19 protein-coding genes and 3 pseudogenes are annotated in these 23,077 nt (G+C 58.1%); 10 read left to right on the forward strand and 12 right to left on the reverse strand.

Annotated features, from left to right (window positions below):
* Positions 1–83 precede the first annotated feature (83 nt).
* Positions 84–299 carry a hypothetical protein gene (locus P6U23_RS26225; protein ID WP_407175401.1) on the reverse strand — a complete coding sequence of 72 codons (216 nt, stop codon included), beginning with the start codon at positions 297–299 and terminating at the stop codon, positions 84–86.
* Positions 300–1,435: 1,136 nt separating this feature from the next.
* Between P6U23_RS26225 and P6U23_RS26230 the strand changes: the two are divergent.
* A pseudogene (locus P6U23_RS26230) lies at positions 1,436–1,826 on the forward strand (IS5 family transposase); the annotation flags it as partial.
* 163 nt (positions 1,827–1,989) lie between these two features.
* On the opposite strand, the gene P6U23_RS26235 reads toward P6U23_RS26230, so the two are convergent.
* On the reverse strand, positions 1,990–3,315 hold the full coding sequence (locus P6U23_RS26235; protein ID WP_407175402.1) for an MFS transporter: 1,326 nt from the start codon (positions 3,313–3,315) through the stop codon (positions 1,990–1,992).
* A 913-nt stretch (positions 3,316–4,228) separates the two neighbouring features.
* Here P6U23_RS26235 and araD1 point away from each other — a divergent pair.
* From araD1 to P6U23_RS26250, 3 genes and pseudogenes are all read left to right on the forward strand, one after another.
* Positions 4,229–5,221 carry an AraD1 family protein gene (araD1, locus tag P6U23_RS26240; RefSeq protein WP_407181579.1) on the forward strand — a complete coding sequence of 331 codons (993 nt, stop codon included), beginning with the start codon at positions 4,229–4,231 and terminating at the stop codon, positions 5,219–5,221.
* 56 nt (positions 5,222–5,277) lie between these two features.
* A pseudogene (locus tag P6U23_RS26245) lies at positions 5,278–5,499 on the forward strand (GntR family transcriptional regulator); the annotation flags it as partial.
* 9 nt (positions 5,500–5,508) lie between these two features.
* Positions 5,509–6,633 (forward strand): PLP-dependent aminotransferase family protein, encoded by a 1,125-nt coding sequence (locus P6U23_RS26250; RefSeq protein WP_407181580.1) that lies wholly within the window; start codon positions 5,509–5,511, stop codon positions 6,631–6,633.
* Positions 6,634–6,839: 206 nt separating this feature from the next.
* On the opposite strand, the gene P6U23_RS26255 is transcribed toward P6U23_RS26250, so the two are convergent.
* Positions 6,840–8,288, reverse strand: coding sequence for an aldehyde dehydrogenase family protein (locus P6U23_RS26255; RefSeq protein ID WP_407175403.1), 1,449 nt, complete (start codon positions 8,286–8,288; stop codon positions 6,840–6,842).
* A 313-nt stretch (positions 8,289–8,601) separates the two neighbouring features.
* On the opposite strand from P6U23_RS26255, the gene P6U23_RS26260 reads away from it, so the two are divergent.
* From P6U23_RS26260 to P6U23_RS26270, 3 genes are all read left to right on the forward strand, one after another.
* A complete protein-coding gene (locus tag P6U23_RS26260) occupies positions 8,602–9,804 on the forward strand; it encodes a CaiB/BaiF CoA transferase family protein (RefSeq protein ID WP_407175404.1) in 1,203 nt (400 codons plus the stop codon).
* A 226-nt stretch (positions 9,805–10,030) separates the two neighbouring features.
* Complete coding sequence (locus P6U23_RS26265) at positions 10,031–10,813, forward strand: enoyl-CoA hydratase-related protein (RefSeq protein WP_407175405.1); 783 nt, start codon at positions 10,031–10,033, stop codon at positions 10,811–10,813.
* A gap of 410 nt (positions 10,814–11,223) precedes the next feature.
* A complete protein-coding gene (locus P6U23_RS26270; RefSeq protein WP_407175406.1) occupies positions 11,224–11,775 on the forward strand; it encodes a hypothetical protein in 552 nt (183 codons plus the stop codon).
* A gap of 7 nt (positions 11,776–11,782) precedes the next feature.
* On the opposite strand, the gene P6U23_RS26275 is transcribed toward P6U23_RS26270, so the two are convergent.
* The 8 genes from P6U23_RS26275 to P6U23_RS26310 form a co-directional block, all read right to left on the reverse strand.
* Entirely contained in the window at positions 11,783–13,462 is a 1,680-nt protein-coding gene (locus P6U23_RS26275; RefSeq protein WP_407175407.1) for a phosphoenolpyruvate hydrolase family protein, read from the reverse strand.
* A gap of 130 nt (positions 13,463–13,592) precedes the next feature.
* Positions 13,593–14,705: an ABC transporter ATP-binding protein gene (locus tag P6U23_RS26280; RefSeq protein ID WP_407175408.1), complete on the reverse strand. Its 1,113-nt coding sequence runs from the start codon at positions 14,703–14,705 to the stop codon at positions 13,593–13,595.
* The gene (locus tag P6U23_RS26285; RefSeq protein WP_407175409.1) at positions 14,705–15,532 is read right to left on the reverse strand and encodes an HAD-IIA family hydrolase; all 828 of its coding nucleotides are present in this window, start codon (positions 15,530–15,532) and stop codon (positions 14,705–14,707) included. The genes P6U23_RS26280 and P6U23_RS26285 overlap by 1 nt, the downstream gene beginning before the upstream one ends.
* Positions 15,525–16,295, reverse strand: coding sequence for an SDR family NAD(P)-dependent oxidoreductase (locus P6U23_RS26290; protein WP_407175410.1), 771 nt, complete (start codon positions 16,293–16,295; stop codon positions 15,525–15,527). The genes P6U23_RS26285 and P6U23_RS26290 overlap by 8 nt, the downstream gene beginning before the upstream one ends.
* Positions 16,292–17,233, reverse strand: a complete 942-nt coding sequence (locus P6U23_RS26295) for a ribokinase (protein WP_407175411.1) — start codon at positions 17,231–17,233, stop codon at positions 16,292–16,294. Before P6U23_RS26295 ends, P6U23_RS26290 begins: the two co-directional genes overlap by 4 nt.
* Positions 17,230–18,090 carry a carbohydrate ABC transporter permease gene (locus tag P6U23_RS26300; RefSeq protein ID WP_407175412.1) on the reverse strand — a complete coding sequence of 287 codons (861 nt, stop codon included), beginning with the start codon at positions 18,088–18,090 and terminating at the stop codon, positions 17,230–17,232. Before P6U23_RS26300 ends, P6U23_RS26295 begins: the two co-directional genes overlap by 4 nt.
* Positions 18,091–18,099: 9 nt before the next feature.
* A complete protein-coding gene (locus P6U23_RS26305) occupies positions 18,100–19,059 on the reverse strand; it encodes a carbohydrate ABC transporter permease (RefSeq protein WP_407175413.1) in 960 nt (319 codons plus the stop codon).
* Positions 19,060–19,110: 51 nt separating this feature from the next.
* A complete protein-coding gene (locus P6U23_RS26310; RefSeq protein ID WP_407175414.1) occupies positions 19,111–20,496 on the reverse strand; it encodes an ABC transporter substrate-binding protein in 1,386 nt (461 codons plus the stop codon).
* 657 nt (positions 20,497–21,153) lie between these two features.
* Here P6U23_RS26310 and P6U23_RS26315 point away from each other — a divergent pair.
* Together P6U23_RS26315 and P6U23_RS26320 are read left to right on the forward strand one after the other, a co-directional pair.
* A complete protein-coding gene (locus P6U23_RS26315) occupies positions 21,154–21,606 on the forward strand; it encodes a hypothetical protein (protein WP_407175415.1) in 453 nt (150 codons plus the stop codon).
* A gap of 7 nt (positions 21,607–21,613) precedes the next feature.
* Entirely contained in the window at positions 21,614–22,150 is a 537-nt protein-coding gene (locus P6U23_RS26320; RefSeq protein ID WP_407175416.1) for a hypothetical protein, read from the forward strand.
* A 51-nt stretch (positions 22,151–22,201) separates the two neighbouring features.
* Here the strand turns inward: P6U23_RS26320 and P6U23_RS26325 are convergent.
* Positions 22,202–22,589: pseudogene (locus P6U23_RS26325) on the reverse strand (hypothetical protein); the annotation flags it as partial.
* A 193-nt stretch (positions 22,590–22,782) separates the two neighbouring features.
* On the opposite strand from P6U23_RS26325, the gene P6U23_RS26330 reads away from it, so the two are divergent.
* Positions 22,783–23,019, forward strand: a complete 237-nt coding sequence (locus P6U23_RS26330) for a hypothetical protein (protein WP_407175417.1) — start codon at positions 22,783–22,785, stop codon at positions 23,017–23,019.
* Positions 23,020–23,077: the final 58 nt, after the last annotated feature.

The following is a 23,077-nucleotide window of genomic DNA, read 5'->3' on the forward strand; positions in this document are numbered from 1 at the left end:
GTCTGTGCAGCAGCGCGTATGTCGCGAAGGGCAAACAGAAGGAGACATTTGCAACACGGAAGAGTGAACCAACTGACGCGGCCTTACTGCCCTAGTTCTCTCAGGATGCGATCGCGGTGCGCGATGTGCTCGGCTTGCAGAAGGCAAAATGTTTTCAGGAGCGTGCGGGCCAACATCGAATCTTGCCCGCGATAATCTAGATCTGCGATACACAGTTCTTGCTTAGAAATACGTTCAGCGCCGCTCTTGATGTGTCGCTCGGCTTCCGCCAAATGTCGAAGCCGCATTGAGACGTCCATGCTCCCTCCCTTACAGATGCGGGCGGGAGCGCGACCAGTCTCTCAGCCACCGACGCCTACACACACATGCCGGTGATGGTCGCATCATAGTGCCAGGTGGGAACGGTTGCTAGGGTTGGTCGCCAACTAAGACGGCCTTACTTTTCGTCATCCATCGAGAGCGGTTCTTGGGTCTTACGGCCCAGGAATGTGTCTGGCACCGTTTTTTTAGAGCTTCCCGGCTATTTGCGATGCTCTCTCGCATCCGCGAGAGGTGCGGCTTGTGCTCCTCCTTTGAACTGGTTGGCAGCCGATAAATGCGGAACGGGGGTGGCATGGACATAAGCGACCGGTTTGTCGGACTGCTGGGATAAACACGAGCCGCGCCTTACTGCTCCGATTTCCGGCGCCAACTAAGCATTCTGCCAGTGCGCTCGGCCCCAGAACTAATGATTGCTCTACTATTTCTTGCGACCATTCCAGCGCGCGGCGCGTGTCCTCAAACTCCATATTCGCTCGCTCAATGCGAAGGAGTGCTGTCCGGCGTTCTTTCTTACCCGTGGTGATGTCACGGAGCATTGGGAACCGCCCAGGGCCATTCACCGCTTAATGCAAGTTGATGCCTTGCGCGCCCTCCCGAGCAACTGTCGCTCTACGTTGAATTTGGGAGTTCCTGAGTTAACATTGAACGACACCGAACCTAAGTGGTTAGACCCTTAGCCGTTTGGGAGAGTCTCATGGGGATTGAGCGCACGCGCCCGCCCAGATATTGGCGGATGAGGGCCGAGGAGTTCCGGACCAAAGCTGATAATTGCGAACATAGGCAGGCCAGGGAAGTACTGCGCAACGTGGCAAAGCAATATGACGAGCTGGCCCGTCGCTCTGAAAGAATCCGAACGGTTCAAGAGTTGCGGTCGCAACAGTCGGCGGCCCCTGCCGTGGACGAAACAGGAGAAGAAGCTGGAGCGTAAAGCTCGGTTTGCCCTTCGGCCTTCCGGAACCTTTCCTGCCCTCTGCACATGCTCATTTTCGACGGATTGATCACCGGTTGTCGTTGATGTGCGCTTCTGCCGTGAGCGCCGAACCGAGACCGAGCCAGAAGAGTTGCGCTCGGCCGGACCACAGTGATTCCAACTCCCAAGCCCGCGGCTCGAATCATGCGCTACGAACTCGCCGACTATGAATGGGCTGCGATAAGACCGTGCTGCCGAAACAAGCGCCATGGCGTTGCTCGGGTGAACGACCGACGTGTCCTCAATGGCACCTTCTGGGTCCTGCGATCAGGAGCACCGCGGCATGATCTGCCGGCCGCGTTTGGCCCATACACTCCTTGCTACAACCGCTTCGCCCGCTGGCGGCCGGCTGGTGTCTGGGGCCGCATCATGGACGCACTTGCCACCGCACATAATGCGGCTGTCCAGATGATCGACACCTCCACTGTCGGCGCCCAGCAGCATGGATGCCCGCATGACGAGAAACCAGCGCCATTCGACGGGAAGGTCCCGCTGCGGTTTGACGAGCAAAACTCATGCGGTGGTCGATAGCGATTGAGCTGGCTACTCAAAAGCTTGGCGTGTTGTACCGTAATGAGGTGGAGAGCGTCGAAATCGGCGATCGCGTTACTCTAGGCGCCGCCATGTGCCGCCCTCCCCAGGGCGGAGCGGGCCCGACACAGGCAGGCGCTCCCTCTGGAGCAGGCAGGCAGTTTGCGCTAGTCGCCCACGTAGACGCAACCTCGCTTCTTGGCGATTTGATAGACCGCCACACTCGATAGCGCGACTAACGATCCATAGATAGGAAACATCCAAGACAGGTTCTCGCGTTGCAACCAAACGAGCAAATACGGCGTGGTGCCACCGAATAGGGTAGCGCCGATCGCATAGCCGAGCGCGACGCCTGTCGTCCGCACCGTGCGCGGCATCAATGTTGTGGCTATGAAGTTGTAGAGGGCCATGTTGCAGCCCACCATAGCTCCCCCGAGCAACATAACGATGGAGTAGGTCAACAGACTCTGTTGCGAATAGAGCAGTGTCAGGAAAAACGATGGGATAAGTAGCAGGCGCATCATTATGAATGCGCGCGATGGCCGCACCCTATCTGCAAAGGCACCTATGGACGGTGAGAATACCATCCAGGAAAATCCCATCAGGGTTAGGATCCCGTACACCCAGGTGCTATTCTCTTTGAACACTCCGTTGGCGATGTTTGGCAACCCAAAATTATAGGTGTAGTTCGCAAGCTGCACGGAGCCGACCACGAGAATAGCAGCGAGAAGCGAGAGCCGCACGCGCCAGAGCGTCTTCCACACGCCGCCGGTTGTTTCCTGAATGCGCGACATCTCATCTGCGCGATGCATCGCGCGAGCGATCAAAGTTTCTGGGATGGCTTGGCGAAGAAATATAATGACCAAGCCAAGCCCGCCCCCAACCGCAAATGGCACCCGCCAAGCCCACTCGCGCATGAGCTCAGGAGCGACAGAGGCACTCACCAGAAAGGCGACGAGGCTGGCTCCGATTGACCCCGCCATGACGAATGTACCATTGATCAAGCCAAGGTACCTGCCCTCCTGACCTGGCGGTGCCAACTCGATCGCGATCGCGTTAGCGACCCCCGCCTCCGCGCCGGTAGCAAGCCCTTGCGCGAGTCGAAGAAAAACCAGCACCACAGTAGCCACTGTGCCGATGTCCTTATATGCCGGCAAAACCGAGATCAGAAAGGAGGATGACGCCATCACGGTGACCGCGATCATCATGACGCGTTTGTGGCTGATGCGGTCTGCGATCGGACCAAGCAAAGCCGCTCCTACGGGGCGCGCGACAAATCCCGCTCCGAACACTGCCAGCGCCCCTAGCAGTGAGACGATCGGATCATTCGAAGGGAAGAAGTGCGGCGATAGAAACGCCGCCATGAAGCCGTAGACCTGCCAATCATACCACTCCAGCGCGACGCCTCCGCCGAGGCCAATTGTCATTGACTTCGTTGTAAGTTGCTTTTTGGGCTGAATGAGTGCGACGGACGGTTGTGCAATACTTTGCATGTGTCTGCTTCCGCTCTGATGCAAATTGTTGGGTTACAGGGCAATCGATAGCGCGCGGCCGTCACTCATCGGCCTCACCGAGCCAGAGCAAGTCGTAGGCACGACTTTAGGCAAGCCCACGCAGATCGCGAACGGCACAGGCGAGAACGGATGCTGACCGGATCGGAGGCGGTGACTTCGCCTTTCCTCAGCGGTTCTTTCAAAGAGCGGCCCGCACATGCGAGCTCGTGTCCCATTCCCATGGTCCCTCCTGTTGCAAAGCGTCCTTCTGCGGGACGGTTAAGGTTGTTCTGCATTCAAGCAGGCCTGTAGAATCCTCTTTTCGGAACGAGACCTCCGTCGGGCCTGCTGGATCGAATACCCTTGCTCGCTTACGCGGTCGCGCGGAGGGACATCGACGCTGTGATCGTCGCGATCAAAAGGGGCTAGAAAGGTTGAATGCGAAATGTGCTGTCAGTCCGCCCCTGGCGGGCCGCAAAGGATTCCGGGACAGACCAAAGCGCTTCGGGCGCGCGCGGAGGATCGCAGAGGCCACGTCCTGATTGGAGGAATTGAGGCGGACTGCGGGTGCGGCCACCGCACCGGTGCGCGAAACGCGCAACTAGCCTTGCGTCCATTCATGTTCCTCTCCCTATCAGCCGGCATCTCTGTGCACTAGCTCGATATCGATCAGCAGATCAGCATGCCGCCGAGCCAATGTCAAGCTATCGCGCATAGCAAGTTTTGTATTGGAATATCCCAATATAGCGCGGCCGGCACGGTCGTCACACAAAGGCGGGGCGCGTCGACCTTGAATAACCCGCATAAAAGCCCCTCCAGAGCTGCAGACTCCTCCTCGATTGACCTATCTCAATTCGAATGCCAATCTGGGGCTGCCGCAATCGGCGGCGGCTTTGATCCGGAACTCTATCCCGTGCGACTAATCCAATTTGTAAGCGCCGACGGCTCGCGCCATGTTGCAGCTCTGGTGGCGGGCAAGCCGGCCCCTGCTTTGGTGAAGAACGCGACCACCGTGCGTGACTTGGCACTGGAAGCCAGCCGCTCGGGGCTGTCACTCGTCGAGTGCGTCGATGGTCACGGCTTCGGGGAGCAGGTCGACTACGACGCGATCGTCACAGAGAAGCGGCTACTGGTCCCTCTCGATCACCCGGACCCGTCCCGGTGCGTGATTGCCGTTACAGGCCTTACACATCTAGGTAGCGCTGAATCGCGAGACGCCATGCACGCGAAATTGGCGGCGAGCGATTTGTCGGATTCAATGCGGATGTTCAAGCTTGGTCTGGACGGCGGAAAGCCTTCGCCGGGATCGATCGGCGTGCAGCCGGAATGGGCCTATAAGGGCGATGGCTCCTGGGCCGTCGCCCCCGAGCAATCGCTAAGCTTGCCCTCTTATGCCGAAGACGGTGGGGATGAGGCCGAAGTTGTCGGGCTCTATGTCATCGGCGATCAGGGCGAGGTTCTCCGTGTGGGCTTCAGCCTTGGCAACGAATACTCAGATCATGTGATGGAGCAGAGGAATTACCTTTATCTCGCTCATTCAAAGCTGCGGCAATGCTCGTACGGCCCTGAGCTGCTAGTGGGCAATCTTCCGGATGAGGTCTGCGGAACGGTTCGCGTCTTGCGATCCGGCTCACCTATTTGGTCGGGGAAATTTGTCTCGGGCGAGAGCAACATGTGCCACTCGATCGCGAACCTTGAGCACCATCACTTCAAATACGCCGCCTTTCGACGTCCAGGCGACGTCCACGTCTATTTTTTCGGCGCGAGCAGCTTAAGCTTTTCGGACGGCGTCAAGCTCCGAGGTGGCGACGCTTTCGAGATCGAGTCCCCGACTTTCGGTCGGCCCCTGCGCAACGCGATCGTTGACGATGCGCCAGAGCGAATTGTCAAAGCGCGAGCATTGTAGTCGATGGCCGAAGTTTGGGATAGCGCAGATATGGTCATCTAAGATAAGCAATCGAAATGCAACAATGGCACCCTCAACTCCGCTCTGGCAATGCCCCCGTATTTCTCCGCCTGCTCGAAGCCGTCGAACGAGACATAGCGGCAGGCGTCCTCGCCGCGGGAACGAGGCTACCTACGCAGCGTGATTTAGCGGAAAAAATAGGCCTCAGTGTCGGCACTGTGATCAAGGCCTATGCGGAAGGTCAACGCCGAGGGCTGCTTGTTGGACAGGTCGGTCGAGGAACGTTCGTGGCACCGCAGCGCTCCAGCTCCGCGGCCGCCGGGAAGGTCGTCGATCTGAGCCTCAATATTCCCGGTCCATCGCTGCTGCCCAAGGTGCTTGCCGAAAGCTCATCGACGTTCCCGACGGCCGATATTTCGGACTACGTCGGCTATCTGTCCCACTCGGGCATTTCGGAACACCGGGCGCAACTGGCGAACCTGTTTCGCGAGGCAGGTTTCGAGGCCAATCCGGACAACCTCGTCATTACAAATGGCGCTCAGCATGGGATTGCGCTGACGCTCAGTTCGATCTGCCAGCCGGGAGACAAAGTCTTTGTCGAGGCGGCAACCTATCATGGCATGAAGTCGTACGCGCATTTCGCAAAGCTCGAGCTGGTGGGGCTGCCGATGGACGGGGAAGGACTGCTTCCCGGCGCCTTCGACAAGGCAGCCGCCGCGGGCACCGCGCGGGTGCTTTTCGCAATTCCGACCATACAGAGCCCCACGGCGAGGATCATGAGCGCGACGCGCCGTCGCGAGATCGTGCGAATCGCACGGAAGCGGGACATCGTGATCATCGAGGATGACGCCTACGGTTTTCTTCACCAGGCCAGCGAGCCGCTTGCCTCGCTGGCGCCGGAGAGGACCTTCTACGTAAACACCCTATCGAAGTGCCTGGCCCCAGGCCTGCGGATCGGAATGCTCGTCGTGCCCGAGCAGTATCTCACCCAGATTCATCAAGCCATGCGTGCCACATGCTGGATGGCATCGCCGATCTCGTCTTTCATTGTATCGGAGTGGATCCGGTCGGGAACGGCCGCCGGCGTGAAGCAATCTCTGGTCCAGGAGGCCAAAAAACGTGTGAAGCTCGCCTCCCAAATACTCCGGCCGTATATACGTTCGGATCATCCGGCGAGCTTTCATCTCTGGCTGGACCTGCCAAGCGAGGTTGCGCAGCAGGTGGCGGCCCGCTCCTTGCAACGGGGGGTCATCACTACCCCTCCCTCGGCTCTCTTGGTCGAACCTTCCCTCATCTCGGGGTTGAGGATCTCGATCGGCGTTCCAGAAAACATCGAAGACCTCGAATGGGCGCTCCGTCAGGTCGCAGCCGCTTTAGAGGTTGGCAATGAAGCCAACATGTCGATCATTTGAGCTGGACGGCAGAGACTGAACTGCGCGCAGCCTCCAAACTCGCGGCAAGCAGTTGCACGGACGATCGCAACTGCCCGTCGGCTCCAGATGCTAAGCGAGGCAGGCGAGCTCGTTCTGGATCGCCCTCCCTGCTCGAGCATCAGCTATCTCGGCAATGGCTCTGCGTCCATCGCGGGGCTTCAATGCAAAATTTCTCAGCTCGGCGCTTATGGTGCATATCCGCCGAACGTGTAGGCGGTCTTCACGGTGGTGTAGAACTCTGCCGCATAGCGCCCTTGCTCGCGCGGCCCATAGGACGATCCTTTGCGCCCGCCGAACGGCACGTGGTAGTCGACTCCCGCCGTCGGCAGGTTTACGATCACCATGCCGGCCTCGGCATTGCGTTTGAAATGGCTGGCATACTTTAGGCTCGTGGTGCAGATTCCGGAAGACAGCCCAAATGGCGTGTCGTTGGCGATTTCCAGCGCCTCATCATAATTGCGCGCCCGGATCACCGTTGCCACGGGCCCAAAAATTTCCTCGCGTGCTACTCGCATCCGGTTGTCTACCTCTGAAAACAGCGCTGGCGAGAGATAGAAGCCCGGCGTATCCCGTTTCAGTAGCTCACCACCTGCCACAAGCTTGGCCCCTTCGTCCTGGCCAAGGCGGATGTAGCTCAGGTCCTGCTCCAGCTGGCGCTGGTCGACGACGGGGCCGATGTGCGTGCCGTCCTTGCAGGCGTCATCCACAACCAGCGCATTCATCCGCTCCGTCATAGCGGCCAGGAAGGCGTCATGAATACCGCCTGTCACGATCAGGCGAGAGGAGGCCGTGCAACGCTGGCCGGTAGAGAAGAACGAACTGTTGACAGCGCATTCAACGGCGAGCGTCAGATCCGCGTCGTCGAGCACCACCATTGGATTTTTGCCGCCCATCTCCAACTGCATCCTCTTCATCGGATCTGCAGAGATGCAAGCCTCGGCTACTCGCCGGCCGGTAGGAACCGAGCCCGTGAAGGAGATCGCCGCCAGCTTGGCGCTGCTGAGCATTGCTTCGCCGACGACTCCGCCACTGCCCATTACGAGGTTGAACACGCCCGGCGGTAGGCCGGCACGCACGATGATATCGCACAGCGCATGTGCCGAGGCGGACACTAATTCGGCGGGCTTGAACACAACCGTGTTGCCATACGCAATTGCGGGCGCAATCTTCCAGGCGGGAATCGCGATGGGGAAGTTCCAGGGCGTGATGAGGCCGACGACGCCGACCGGCTCCCGAGTAATCTCAACGTCTACACCAGCGCGCACGGAGCCCAGCTTGTCACCGGAAAGTCTTAAGCACTCGCCAGCGAAGTAATGGAAGATTTGGCCAGCGCGAGTGACCTCGCCTACTCCTTCTGCCAGGATCTTGCCTTCCTCGCGCGAGAGAAGGCGCCCGAGTTCGTCCTTGCGGGCAAGAACTTCGTCACCCACCGACTTTAGGATGTCGTGGCGAGCTTGGATGGTGGAGCGAGACCAAGCCGGAAAGGCATCGTAAGCAGCATCGATCGCCCGCTTGGTCTGCGCAACCGAGGCTTGGGCGTACTCGCCTATGATGTCGCGTGTGTCTGACGGGTTGACGTTTGCTACTGCATTACTCGCGGAAAGCCATTCGCCCGCAATGTGATTGTTTCTCATCTTTAGCACCCGAGATTGGATGAAACTTCGCCTGGCGCGCCGAGCTCATCTTGCTCCGTGCGGCCTGGCTCCCTGCCCTTCTCGATGGCCGGGCCAGTAGTCCCAGCCTTGGTTGCGCAAGCATCTAAGATGATGCACCCAACTGCTCCGTGCTCTGGATCGACCATCCCAAGAGAGGATCTCACGAGCATTGAGATATATCAATTTGAAATTGGTGCAGTATATTATTGACGTAAAATGGGGGCTGAGATAGCGTGTTCGGGCCGGTGTAAAACGCGCCCTGCAGCTCCGCTCAACTCCAGAGAGGCCTGACGTGATCGATCAAGCAAATGCCTCCAGCAGCGCGGGCGCCCTTCGCGGGCTGGTCGTCCTGGAAGTCGGCATGGTGATGCAGGTCCCACTAGCCGGGCAGGTATTGGGAGATCTGGGCGCAGACGTCATCAAGATCGAGCGACCGCAGGGTGACATCACGCGCGGCCTTGACTTTGAGGCGGCGCGAGTTGGCGGCATGAGCGCGTATTACGCGGCCATGGGCAGGAACAAAAGAACGCTCGCTTTGGATTTGAAGAACGCCGCGGCTTTGGAGATCCTGCTGACACTGGTCGATCGCGCAGATGTATTGATGCACAACTTTCGGCCTGGCGTCATGGAGCGATTGGGTCTTGGTTATCGCGCGCTGAGCGCGCGCAATCCGCGTCTTATCTATGCTGCAGGCTTTGGCTTCGGGGAAGCTGGTCCTCTTGCGGATCGGCCAGGCCAGGACATGCTAGCGCAGGCGTTCAGCGGCTTGGCGCGGGGCGGACTTCAGAGCGAGCAGCCTCCCCAGCTCACGAACTCTCCTATCGTCGACTATGGAGCGGCCATGTCGCTCGTCCAAGGCATCCTGGCGGCCGTGATTGAGCGTCAGAAATCAGGTCTCGGCCAAATGGTATCGACGTCATTGTTCGACGTTTCACTTGCGATGCAGCTGTGCGAGATCGCAAGCGAGAGCATTTATGGCGTGAAAACGAACTGGATCCGTCAGGCGATGCTCGTCAGGACTGCTGATGGGTGGGTCGCGGTCGTGATGCTCTTTCGCGACAATCCGCTTGGCTTGCTATGCCAGGCGCTTAACCTGCCCGACATAAGCACGCGTCCAGAACTCGCCACCCGCGAAAAGCAGATCGAAAATCTGGCCACTGTCCAACGGCATTGTGAGCCCGCCTTTGCGGCTTTGGCGACCGCCGAAGTGCTTGAGCGCTTGGCGGCCGTGGATCTTCTTTGTTCACCTGTGAATGAAATTCCGGAGGCGATCAGCCATCCTCAGGCAAATCAGAACGGCATTATGTGGCAGGTTGAGGTGCCGGGGCGCGGACCGGTTCCACTCGCCGGGCTCCCAGTCCGACTCTCCCGAACACCGCCCGGTGTCCGGATTCACCCGGCGTCCATTGGCGCCGCCACCGATGAGGTTCTGTCTTCCTTCGGCCTGTCGGAGCAAGCAATCCAGGAGGCACGAAGCAGAAAGGCTTTCGGCTAGCTGCAAGAGCCTTAAGGTGTTGTCGGCTGTGTTGCCCGTGCTCGAAAGGCACCGCCTACGCCCATCCTGACGGCTCAAGGCATGGACGACGAAATGCAACAGGCAACTTTGCGTACCGCTTCAGTCTCATAGAGGGTGCTAAAGCGACGCTCTCAATGGTTCTCATCGGGGTCCCAGGCTGAGGCGAAACTTAGCTTCTTTACCCAGCTATCCGGGAGAATTTTGCATGCTGCCAAATTCCGAACTTGTACTTTCGACCTCTCCGCTCCCGCACGTCCGCCTCTTGGCCATGAATAGGCCGACCAAGCGAAACGCCCTCAACAATGAGCTTATCGCTGCGCTTTCCTCAGCCTGCCGCGATGCCGCGTCGGATGAGACCGTCCGCTGCATAGTGCTTTGTGGCAGTGACGCCTTCTTTTCTGCTGGAGCGGATATTAAGGAAATGCAGCAGCGCGGCTTCGAAGCCATCAATAATCCAGCCCGCCGCAACAACTGGCGGGACATCACGAACTGCCCGAAGCCGATTATTGCTGCCGTAGAAGGGGTATGCTTTGGAGGCGGCCACGAGCTTGCGATGCTGGCCGATATCGTCATCGCAGGCGAAGGCGCGCTCTTTGGGCAGCCCGAGATCAACATCGGAATTCTGCCCGGCGATGGCGCGACTCAACGCGTGACCCGCGTCGCGGGAAAATCTCTCGCAATGCTGATGATCCTTGGAGGCCAACCTATTTCGGCCCATACTGCCATGCAGGCGGGCTTGGTAGCCGAAGTCGTCCAAGCAGGTAAAGCGCGAGCGCGAGCCCTCGAAATCGCGGATCTGATCGCGCATAAGCCACCGCGTTCGGTAGAACTTGCCAAAGCTTCAGTTCTCGCCGCCTATCACACGACCTTGGATGCTGGCGTAGAATTTGAGCGGCAAGCGATCCGGGTTGCCTTCACCACCTCTGACCAGAAGGAGGGAATGAACGCTTTCTTTGAGAAGCGGCCGCCAAAGTACGACGGAAAGTAAGGCTCATCTCCTAACGTTTACGGCAATACTAGACAGCCGCCGCCAATGGCCCGGACGAGCCTAAGGACCCCTGCTGATCGGTGCGTCAGACGGGGATGGCGCTTGGTGGACCCCTCCTGCATGGCACGAATGGCGTTGGGGCCGAAAAGAGGCCGCTGCTGGAGTTCTCCAACAGCGGCTTAGGTTCAGGGAGAAAGCAGACGAGGCCGGTCTGCCAGCGGATAGACTTCTCGGGGCACACTTCTCGCTAGGCAGCGAAAATTCAGCGTTCGCACCCATCTAGACCGGGCTGGAGCCACGCATAAGATCGGTGAAAGATACAGATGAGTAAAATCGGGTAGAATGCGGTGAAAGCGACAGCTGTCGGCACACTTACCACGCGTCTGCCGCCCGCCGGCAAAGGAGCGTCATTGAAAATCTACGCACCATCTTTGCGCAGCCTTCCGAAAGGCTCCATGCTTGTCATGGCCACCTTGCCTATTGTCGACTGGAATGAGTCTCTGTTGCGGGACTTGCAACACGTTCCGAAGGGAACACGCGCCCACCTATACGCGGCAATCATGATGATCGACCCGTTCGCGTGCTGGGAGGACATTACCGAATCTCTGAAGAATGCCGGGATTGTCGGAGTAATAAACTTCCCACCAGCCTCTATGATTGAGCGGTCGGTGACTGGCGAGCCGGTCGATACCGGACAGGAGGTAGAACTTCAGCGCATGGAATGGTTTGCGAGTCTGGGATTCAAGACCTTGTTCGCCGTCGCCAAGGATTGCGAAATCACATCGGCAGAGCGGCGTGTTGGTTCGCATCTCCAAGGTATCGTCTATTTACCGGAAGAGACTCTTGCGCTGAAGATTTCCGACGACATGCAGCTGGTCAGGATCGGCCAACAGGGATCGTCGATACCAAAGCTCGCGCTCTTAGGCGAGACGGCTTTGAGACGGTCCGTGCGCAAAAGATGATGAAGGCCTACTCCAAGATCCTCAGTTTCTTGATCTTGTTGTAAAGTGTTTTTCTTGAAAGTCCTAAAGAACGGGCAGTCTTTCCACGGTGAAGCCTGTTTCGTTTTAATGCTTCGATGATCCATTCGCGCTCGGAGAATGCCGAACTGGGCTTGGCGGGCAAGGCCGCATTCAACAGCGGCTTAAGCACCTCGGCGACTATATGTGCGTCTTTCAGCGCTACAAGCTGGTTGACGATCTGGCGCAATTCCCTCAAGTTTCCGGACCAATGATGGCCCGCTAGCGCCAAAAACGCAGACTTTTCTATTGCCAGCGTCTGCGCGTTCGCATCCCCCTTGGCCTCAACTGTAAAATGCTGGATGAGCTGCGGAAGGTCCTCCAGCCGGTTTGGCAAAGGGGGGACTTCTATGTCCAGCCCAACAAACAACGCGAGAAGGCGGGGACACAGAACGCTTTGCAGGCCTTTTCCGCGGGCCACTGTTGCGGTTGCGATGATCCTCGCGTTTGACCTTACAATGGATACGCCATTCAACGGCGTGAAACTGCCGGTCTCCAGGTAATCGGCAAGACGCTCCTGCCCGTCCCGCGATAGCTGATCGATATGCATCAGCAAGACCGTAGTATCGCTTGCACTTTCCAGGAGCGACAGTTGACGTCTCCTGTTCTCACAGCGTTCGACGCCGAACAGGACACCGACCGTATCAGTTGCCAGGCCCGGGCGGCAATGAAACAGCGCTGGCTTCGTCTGTTTCCTCTCGCTGAAGGCATGAACAAGGCTGGCTATTCGTCGCTTCCCGGACCCCGCCTCGCCCCAAACGAGCACTGGATTGGGATTGCTTGCCAAGCGCCTTGCGGTCTCCAGGACGCGCTTCATGATTGAGGATTGCGCGATGACGCCGTGCCTGACCCCGCTCAATTGGAGTTGGCGCTCGAGGAGATCGACCTTCTCACGGAGCAAGTGAATGGTCTTGAAGCCTGAGGTGACTTCAAGGACTGACATTTCCAGTGGGACGCGATCGAGCGAAGAGCCGCCGATGAAACCCTGGACACCTGTTTCGCGGCAAATCTCAAGCAATTCGTCAGGCTTCGTGATAGGTCCGCCGCCAAGCAGGCAGATCACGCTTTTATCGATGGATTGAGCCACGCGCGCAACAGCGCTCGTGCGTGCAGCGAGTTCGGACAGGCTGATCGACGGGTCGGGACCGCTTTCGACCGCCCGGTTCAGATTGAAATTGATGCAGATGGCCTCAGCTCCCGCTTCAACCATGCGTTTCGCTTCGGATTGGGTGCGGGTATAGGCGATGGTCATCAGGCCACGTCTTGCCGCCTTCACGAGGAGTTCGATTTCCCGCTCGTAACCGAGCCCGCATTTTTCAAGGAGCGACCTCCTATAGTCATCGATGTGGATGACTGACGGGAAATTTGTGACACCTGAAAAGCCCCACCTGATGATGCGCTCGAGAAAGCGGTCGATATCGAGCTGCGGATCGAAGGCACAGGCTCCGAAAAAGACCGGCAATTTCGTGCTGGGCAGGATTTCGGTCCGGCCGAAACCGGCCACGAATTCGTTGGCGTTGCGGATTGGAAGAATTGAGGCCGGCGAAGAGCCTCCCATCGCGCGAAAGCGGCCTGCGTTAAGCGCAAGCACGAAATCTGCCCCCGCGCGTTCGGCGGCTCTCGCGGTCATGCCAGATCCGATTCCCGCACCAAGCACAAATGAGCGGGAATTACGGAAGAACTGCCTGATCCCGCCGCCCTTTACCTGGTCCGCTCGCGTGTGCATACCGGGCCAGCCTCCTCCACGGCAGGTCCGAAAACTAGCTCCAATCTGCGGGCGCGCGCAACCGTCGTAGCGCCTTTCCATTCGAGCTAAAGAGGTGGCAGTCCGCCGGCGAGACCGCAAGACGCAGCTTGCCGGATCGCTTGGACGGCTCGGGTTTGGGGGCCTTCGCCACGACAGTTTGCTTGCCAGCGTTACCATAAATGTAGGTGACGCTGCCAAGATGTTCGACGAAATCGACATCAAGCTCGATTGCGATGTCGGTCTCCTCCGCCGGGGATTGAGAGAAATCATCCGGCCGAATTCCAAGCGTGATGGGCTTGCCGACAAGACGTTGATCCGGCTGGACGGGGACAGACACTGTCGCGCCCGCCTCGAGCTTGACGTCCATGCCCCCCTCGTGGGCTGCCTCGACGTGGCCGTCCAGAAAATTCATCTTGGGCGAGCCAATGAAGCCCGCCACAAAGCGGGATGCCGGATTGTGATAAAGATCGTGCGGGCTGCCCACTTGCTCGATATTGCCGTCCTTGAGCACGACGATCTTGTCCGCCATAGTCATGGCCTCGATCTGGTCATGCGTCACATAGATCATTGTATTTCCGAGCTGCTTATGAAGCTTGGCGATCTGAACCCGCATTTGCACCCGCAATTCGGTATCCAGGTTCGACAGAGGCTCGTCGAACAAGAATACTTTGGGCTGCCGGACAATAGCGCGTCCAATTGCTACGCGCTGGCGTTGTCCGCCCGATAGCTGTCGAGGTTTGCGATCGAGCAGATGGTCAATCTGTAACAAGGACGAAGTTTCGGCGACCCTGGTATTTATCTCGGCTCTCGCCATCTTGGCCATCCGCAGCGGAAATGCGAAGTTTTCTCGCACCGTCATGTGGGGATAGAGAGCGTAGCTTTGGAATACCATACCGAGGTTACGGTCAGCCGCATCGACGTTATTGACCACTTCATTGTCGATCAGCAGTCGCCCGCCGCTGATGCGCTCCAACCCTCCAATCATCCTCAACAGCGTAGACTTGCCTGACCCTGATGGGCCCACGAAGACGACGAATTCGCCGTGATCGATGGTCAGGTCTATATTGCGCAGGATCTCGATCGTCCCATACGCCTTTTTCACGCCTTCCAGGCGAACATTGGCCATCAGCCACTCCTCTGCCGCCGTCTTCCAGCCAGCGCCGGGCCCACATCAATATCGCGTAGACTGGACACGATGAAATCGGGAGACAGCAGCGATGGATCCTCTCGCGAGGGCACACCAGTCGTGACCAGCACGGTGGGCAGGCCAGCCCGCTTCCCGGCCTGAATATCGGTCGGAATCTGATCCCCGATCATGAGTGTTGAACTGCGGGGGGTCTTGAGGCGTGCAAGCGCCGTCTCGATCATGTGCGGTTCGGGTTTGCCGACGATGAGAGGCTTGACTTGCGTTGCCAGGGCCACGGCAGTGATCATTGCTCCCGCACCCGGTTCGAACCCATTGATGGTCGGCAACAGAAGATCCGGGTTGGTGCCAATCAATACCGCGCCGTTCAAGATTGCTTCGACCGCGATCCGCAATTTCTCATGAGTGATTTCACGGTCGAGCCCCATCACCACGATCTCGGGCCTTCGATCGGTCACCTCAAGCCCGATGGACGCAACTGCGTCTACGAGAGAACGAGCACCAATCACAAAAGCACGCGTCAGGTCAGGATATGTCTTCCGTATCAGTTCGGCGGCAGTGACAGCACTCGTCACTACGTCTTCTGGCGCAATCGCAAGCCCGAACCGGTCCAGCTTGCGGACAACATCCTCTGCGGTGTGCGTGGAGTTATTTGTGACAAAGCAGAACGGTAGCCCCTCCGCCTGCCATGCCTTAAACGCCTGGATAGCGTCGGGTATCCCGGCATGACCGCGATAAACGACGCCATCGAGGTCCGAGATCACTGCCTCGATTGATGGCCAATGGAGATCGGTCGCCGGATCAGCCATTCATGAGCATCCCGCCGTTGACGTGAACGACTTGCCCGGTCATGTAGGAAGCTGCAGGACTTGCAAGAAAGACGGCCAAGCCTGCGATATCCTCCGGCACCCCTACCCTTCCGAGGGGGATGCGGCCGCTGTGGCGGGCTTCAGTCTCTTCCCGCGGACGCCCATGCATTGGCGTATCAATAATTCCCGGCGCGATCGCATTGACGTTAATCCTGAGCGGGGCGCATTCGTAGGCGAGCAGCTTGGTCAGGTCGTGGACGATGGCCTTTGAAAGACAATAATCGGCTCCGCCGGCCTGGTAGTTAAAAACGGCCCCTTGCGAGGACAGCGAGGAGCCAACGTTGACGATGCGGCCTCCTTTGCTTCCCATGAACCGCTCGATCGCCAGTTTCGAGCAGCGCCAAACAGCGATCGAGTTGACCTGGATGGTACGCTCAATCTTGTCCGAACTGCCCTCGAGCAGCGGCTGGGCGGATTTGATTCCTGCATTGTTGACAAGCACGTCGAGCCGACCAAAGCGGTTGGCAGCTTCGTCGAGGACTCTGGCGACGTCCTCTTCTCGCGCAACATCCATGGCGAACGGCAAAATCCCGTTGCCGTGGGGCAATCTCGTCAGCGTTTCCCTTAAATTGTCCAGATTCGTATCGGTCGCCAGGACGTTCGCTCCTCCTCGGCGGAAGGCGTTCGCGATGGCAGAGCCAATGCCGCCGCCTGCTCCGGTGACGAGCACGGTTCTGTCTGAAACCGAGAATTGTTCAGTCATTCCAACTCCAAGATGGTTTGGGCCTTCAGAAACTCGTCGACGTCCTGGGCGCTCGGCATGGAGTTTTGAGCGCCCCTTCGCGTCACACATAGAGCCGCCACTGCGAGCGCCTTCCTGACGGCTTCCCTCAAGGGAAGCCTCTGGGCAAGGGACGCTGCGAAAGCTCCGTTAAAGGCATCTCCTGCAGCCGTGGTATCAATCACCTTCACCGGGAACGCCCGCAGGGCAAAAGACCTGTTCGCATCGGCATAATAGGCCCCGCGAGCTCCCAGGGTGATCAGCGCCGCCCTCGGCCCGAGATCAAGAAGCCTGCCGGCTGCATGCGCGGCGCTGTCAAAATCGTTCACCGCGATTCCGGTCAGCTCAAGGGCTTCTGCCTGGTTCGGGGTGAGGAAATCAACACTTCTCCATGCTTGCGATGACAGCCCAGGCCTTACCGGCGCCGGATTGAAAATGAGCTCGAAACCCTTCTCGCCTTTCATCTCGAAAAGCCGGCTCAGCGCGGGAATCGGCATGCCCATTTCTGCGACTACGATCGCATCGCGCTCTATAAATTGAGCCGCGCTCTCGACCATCTCTGGCGTCACATTAAGATTGGCGCCAGGGTCTATGACGATCATGTTAGAGCCGTCATCCCCAACCAAGACCAGGGCCGAGCCTGAGACTTCCCCGGTCCCGATTTCGATCGCCTCCGCGCAAACGCCGGCCTCGCGCAGCGATTCTAGCAGGGACTGACCGGCCTCATCGCACCCAAGACGGGTGTAGAAAAGCGGCCGAAGCCCAAGCCGGGCTGCAGCAACGGCCTGATTGGCGCCCTTCCCTCCCGGATTGCGGGTGACAGTACCGATGAGGCTTTCGCCGGGCGTTGGAAGTCGCTCGACATTGAAGCAGAGGTCGAGGTTGGTTGTTCCGAAGAACATCAATGGCCTGGGCGTCATTTTACGGCCCCGAAGGTAAGGCCTCGTTCGAGATGACGCTGGCCTATGACAATCAGGATGACGGGAACGATCATTGTCACCACGAGCCCTGCGGCCATGACAGGGTAGAATTGCACACCGGGATTGAGCAGCTTGAGAAGAGCGACCGTGACCGGGGCCTTAGTCGAGCTGAGGATCAGACCCAGCGCGAAGTTGTGCCATGCGAGCAGGAAGATGAGCAAGGAGGCCCCGATCAGTCCAGGCTTCAACAGCGGCAGAACGACGTGGAATACGATCCGGACTGGCGTCGCGCCATCCATAGCTGCCGCTTCCTCGATATCCTTCGGGAGGTCTTCGATGTAAGAGCGGCTCAGCCAGACAATCATTGGCAGCGTCACGACCTGGTAAACCCAAATCATGCCGAAGAAAGTGTCGTACAAACCAATGGTCTGGAAGATGCTGAAGAGCGGGATCACAACCAAAAGAACCGGTGCAAAACGGAATCCCAGAATGAAGAAAGCGATATCTTCCTTTAGGGGAATGTCCCGCCTCGCCAGGACATAGCCTGCAGGCACTCCCGCAAGCAGCGAGATGACGACCGAGCCTAGCGCTATGACGACGCTATTGATGATCGGGGTCAAAAAATCGACTTTGATCGTGCCATAGCTCGTCGCTCCCGCCTGGGCGAGGTCAAACAAGACTCGAAAATTTTCCAATGTCGGCCAGAAGAGGAAGGTCGGCGGCCACGTCATCACCTGGGCCTGTTGCTTGAGCGACATCATCACGATCCAGACGAGTGGAAAAGTCAGGATCAAGGCGCTGATCGCGACGAGCAGATTGAGAATGCAATTGCTGGTGAGTGAACGCCTTGGGCGCATGGTGCCTCCTCAGATTACACGGTTGCGAACGAAGCGCCACAGCTTGACCATAGCGAAGGTCGCGACCAGAACGAGGATCCAGTTGACGACCATGAGGGCGGCACCGCGGCCAAAGGCGAGATTTTGGAAAGCCGTGACATATGCGCGCACAGAAAGCACGGCCGTGCTATTGCCCGGCCCTCCCTGCGTTGTCCCAAAAATGATGTCAAACTGGTTGAGGGATTCGATCAATCGAAATACCGCGGCAATCAAGACGTATGGCGCGATAAGCGGTAGCTCGATGTACAGGAAGGTTGCCCAGCCCTTCGCGCCGTTTACTCGCGCAGCCTCTCTCACCTCTTCGTTGATGCCTTGGAGGCCGGCGAAGATAATCAGCGCAAAGAAGGGGGTATAGGTCCATACGTCGATGAAGACCAAGGAGATCATTGCCGTGCTCGGGTCTGAGATCCATGCAAAGCGGCCGATACCCGCAAGGGACAGCAAATAGTTCATGATGCCGCTTTGCGGATCCATCATCGTCGTCCACATCAGTGCGACGCTCATGGGCGGCAGGACGAGCGGCAGTAGAATGACAGGTCGCATAAGGCGCGCAAGCAAGACCTCGGTCGCGAACAGCTTGGCAAGTGCCAGCCCGAACAAGGCTTCTATAAAAACTGCCGATCCCGCATAGACAAACGTGGCGCGAACGCTGTTCCAAAAATCCTCTGTCTTGATCAAGGCAGCATAGTTGCTCAAGCCGACGAAATGGACCAGCGGCCGACCAAACCTGAGGTCAGTGAGCGACTGAAACACGCCATAGAAAAACAGGAAGAGAAAGCCGAGCAGAATAATGATAGCGGGAGCAATTGCGGCAAGGCTCCACCAATCCAGAGCCCGCTCCTCGGCAGTTAACTCTTCAGCTTTTGACGGAGCAAGCTGGCTTACCGATGACCGCAGCGTCACGATTGCGTCAAGCCCTGGAAGGTCCATCTTATCATCTCAGGTGCTGGGGGCAGCCAGCTAAAGCTGCCCCTTTTCGCTTTACATAGACGAACGGATTTCTGAGGCGAGTTCGGTCAGCGTGGCCTTTACGTCCGCTCCGTTGACCATCTTCTGCATGGCAACCGCCCATGCGTTGATTGCCTCGGCGAATCCTACCCGCGCTGTAAAGGCAAGCTCGGCCCTGCCCTGCACGGCCTTGAACGTATCGACAAAGTTGTTGAACTCCGGCTTTGCCGCATATTCGAGCCAGGCCTGATCGGTCCATGTCGAAGCACGTGGAGAGTTGACGAGTTTGCCGGCGGTAGCGCCGTTCAGTTCCACCTGCTTTGATGTTGCCCATTGAATGAACAGCCAAGCCGCACCTTTCTTTTTCGACGCAGCGTTCATTGCGAGCGACCAGATCCAGATGTTGGATTCGAAGTTTTTACCGTTCGGAGCGTGCAGTGGAGGCGCGAAGGCGATTTTTCCTGAGGCGGGCTTACCGGCCACATCGTTCCAAAAACCGAACATATTGGAGTCGATGGCCATCGCCGTGCGTCCGGAGCTGATGCCATCGACGACCTGGTACCAGTTGTCGTTAGCAAAAGACGGAGCCGCGCACTTTTTGATCATGTCCACATAGTCTTTGTGAAACGCGATCGATTCAGGCGAATCAAGTCCGGTATCAAGCCGGCCATCCTTGAGCAGGAAATCATGCACGCCGTACGATTTTGCAATCGATATCGCTGCCGTGTGGATGCTGCTCCAAAAGCGCACGCCGCGCACACCAAGGGGTGTAATCGTCGGATCGGCAGCCTTGAGCTTTGCGCAAGCTTCGGACATCTCAGGCGGTGTTGTCGGAACCTTGATCCCGTACTTGTCCAGAATGTCCTTGCGGTAGAATAGCTGGATGTTCTCGAAGCCATGCGGGATCGCCCACACGTGCCCGCTTCCAGGCTCGATCTGCCCTTCCTTAACGTTCCAAGTCAGGGCATTACGCAATGCCGGAAAGAAATCTTTGTAATCGTAGCTAGGTGCCGTGAGTTTCGGATCGTTAAGATAGCCATCGAGCGGCTCAAGCAATTGGCCCGGCGCCAGATCCCAAGCGGGCTGAATCCCGGTACCGACAACGTCCCAACTGGGCGATTTGGTACTCAGTTGGATGGTCAGCTTATTCCAATAAGCGTCATCGGGGTACAGCTCCGGCGTGACCTTAATACCGGTCAGTCTCTCGAACTCTGGTAGTTGGGCTGCAACGGCGTCGGCATAGGGATGGATGTCGTAAGCCCAGACGATCGAGGTACCTTCGAACTGCCGCCAGTTGATATCGTCCGCTTCAGCTTGCTGGAAGGCGAAGACCGTTCCGGCAAAAAGCGTGGAGCAGAAGAGAGCGTTTCTGGCAAGTTTGACCGAGTAGCCGCGAAACACGGCGAACGTCCTTGGCATTTTCCCCTCCTCTGGGCTCTTTGGCCCGCAAACCCACGTGCCTCCTCTTCAGAGGCCGCAGATAACGAGAAGGCTAGCGCTCATTATGCGGTCCCAATTAGCTTCCAAAGGCCGACTTGGGTAAAATTGGGTAAGGCAGAAGCCTCTCGTCGTTGAGAGACAGGGAGCGCATCAACGTGGGAGGGACGGAAAGCGGGTTTGTAGAGGTCGCAGGTTGGTTCACGAGACGAGGTCGGCGCTACTGCCGGCTTTGGTAGTTGAAGCCATCCAAAGGGGCGCTTTTCTACGGCACAAGGACATCGAAGCCCCTTGTTCACTTCGTCTGGGTTTCGTGCGCAAGCCCTGACGTCCGCGCGCCTTTGGTGATCATCGCCGCCGGGCACTGTGATTGGCGAGCACTCGCCCACAGAGACTTGACCCCACCGCTTCAGCCATCTGAGGACCCCTACAGCTCTTTTAGCAGATGAGTACCACGTGGTTGCTTTGCGCCCTACGCGGCTATCTGTTGAGCGTCGAGGCCAGCTGTTTCTCGCCTTGCGCCCGCGCCCGACGCGTTCTTTGCTTTACACGTTCTTGGCGGGGTCGTTTGGTAAGGCCTTACTCGCGGAACATTCGGGAATAGCAGCCTGTTGTGTCAGGTGTGATCAGGGGGCACCAATGCTGCGGTCCGAAGGTTACGATTGGATGCTTCCGTTCTTTTCGATTGACGACTCTGCCAGAAGAGCAGCGGGCCGCTTGCTAGAAAGTGCAGGCTACGGTCCACATGAAACTGCATGCCATCACATCGATGCTTCATGTTTTCGACTGCGCCGATACGTGCACTCTGCGGAAGACAAGCCGCCGATCTTGATTGTGCCCGCCCGAATCAAGCGAGCCTACATATTCGATCTGTTGCGAAACGTGAGCGTGGTGCGGCCTCTCGGCGACGCCGGATTTGCCGTTTACCTTTACGAATGGCCAGAGGAGCTGGACAGCAAGTTAGATCTGGAAACGAGCGTAAGTTCGCTCCGTCTTGCGGCCGAGATGATTGTGGCTGAGCATCGCACCTCGCCGATCATGGTCGGTCACTCTCCTCGGTGGCACTCTCGCCGCAATCATGGCGGCTCTTGAGCCATCTGTGGTCAGAAAACTCGTCTTAATTGAGGCTCCTCTGAAATTCGGCGATCAGATGGGGGCGCTGGAGCCAATTGTGCTTTCTTCACGAGCAGTGCCGCTCGATCCTGTTCCAGGAAGTCTCCTCGATCTGGCGAGCGTTGCCGCCGCCCCGGACGAATTCGTTCTTGGACGTTATGCCGATGCTTACGCCTGTCTGCATGATCAAGAAGCGTCTGCATTCCACCTCGCCGTTATTCGCTGGAGTTTGGACGAGTTCTCCCCAAGTGGCCGGCTGATCCAAGACCTACTTCAGCTACTCTATCGTGAGGATCGATTTGCACGAAACCAACTTCACTTTCTTGGGCGATTTGCCGGATGTGACCTGCTCGCCAAGATACCCGTCGCAGCGATCGTTGATCATGGAAGCAGGGTGGTCCCATCCTCATCCGCGTTGATAGTGCTAAAAAATCCCTCGATTTTTGCCTACGACCGGGAGATTGGGGTTGCGCTTCAGCACGTAGGCCCACTCGTGGGCAGAAGACACTCTGGCCAAAGCTGATCGATTGGATGCGCGGAGCGGAGCGATGAGCACGTGCGATCCTTTGTGCTGCTAGGACCGGGAGCGCCGCAGTGAGTGTGGTGGCACTTTCGAGCGAAACCGCAAGTGTGCTGTGCCCGGCTCAGCCATTTTCCGATGCTGTTTTGCAAGGGCAGCGCCGGCATCACATTCGCCACGGCGGATTTGATCTTGTTCTTCATGCCTGTGACGACCGCCTTCCCGCGCATCATCGGATCGAATCCCGCGCGTGCCATGTCCGCGGCATCGTCCTTCTCTTCGGTGCCGATCTTGGTATCCTTATGTCCGCGCGCTTGAAGAACTCTGTGTAGGTAGGGCGGGGCATGAGGCAGGTTGCTGCGAGCCCGCTATCCCGCAATTCCTCCCGAAGCGCGAACTAAAACGAATCGAGAAATGCTTTGCTGCCATTGTAAATCGCTTCGATCAGCACCCCTCGTTCGTCGAAACCGCAGCTGGCGCTCCAGCCCAAAGCGCGACTGGTACATCTGGCGCGATCCCGCCGCGGTCACCGAGCCGCCCAACAACTGGCGTTGGCGGCAGCGCCTGGCAATATGACAGGTAGACCAGCCACTAACACTATCGTGCGTCTCCGCCCCAGCGCCATTTACGATGTCATGCGGTTCTGGCTTCGCAAGGGCGTCGACACTTTTCGGGGGGACGTCATCGGCCACCTGATCAAGGATGACCAGTTCCGCGACAGCCCGTCCAATCCGCCCTCGATTGGGGCGCCACTGCCGTTTACACGACCGCTCGACCTGAGATCCACGATGTGGTTGCCAAAATGCGACCATCCGTGTTCGAGTCGAAGCCATGTGGCTGCAAGGCGAGATCCTGCTCTCGGCCTTCGTTGATCGCGCGTGCGAAAAAAAACATCAGCTGCCCTCGACCTACCCGGCAACAAGGGCGTGA

Origin of the sequence: Bradyrhizobium sp. STM 3562 (genome assembly GCF_045571435.1) — a bacterium.
GTDB lineage: Bacteria > Pseudomonadota > Alphaproteobacteria > Rhizobiales > Xanthobacteraceae > Bradyrhizobium.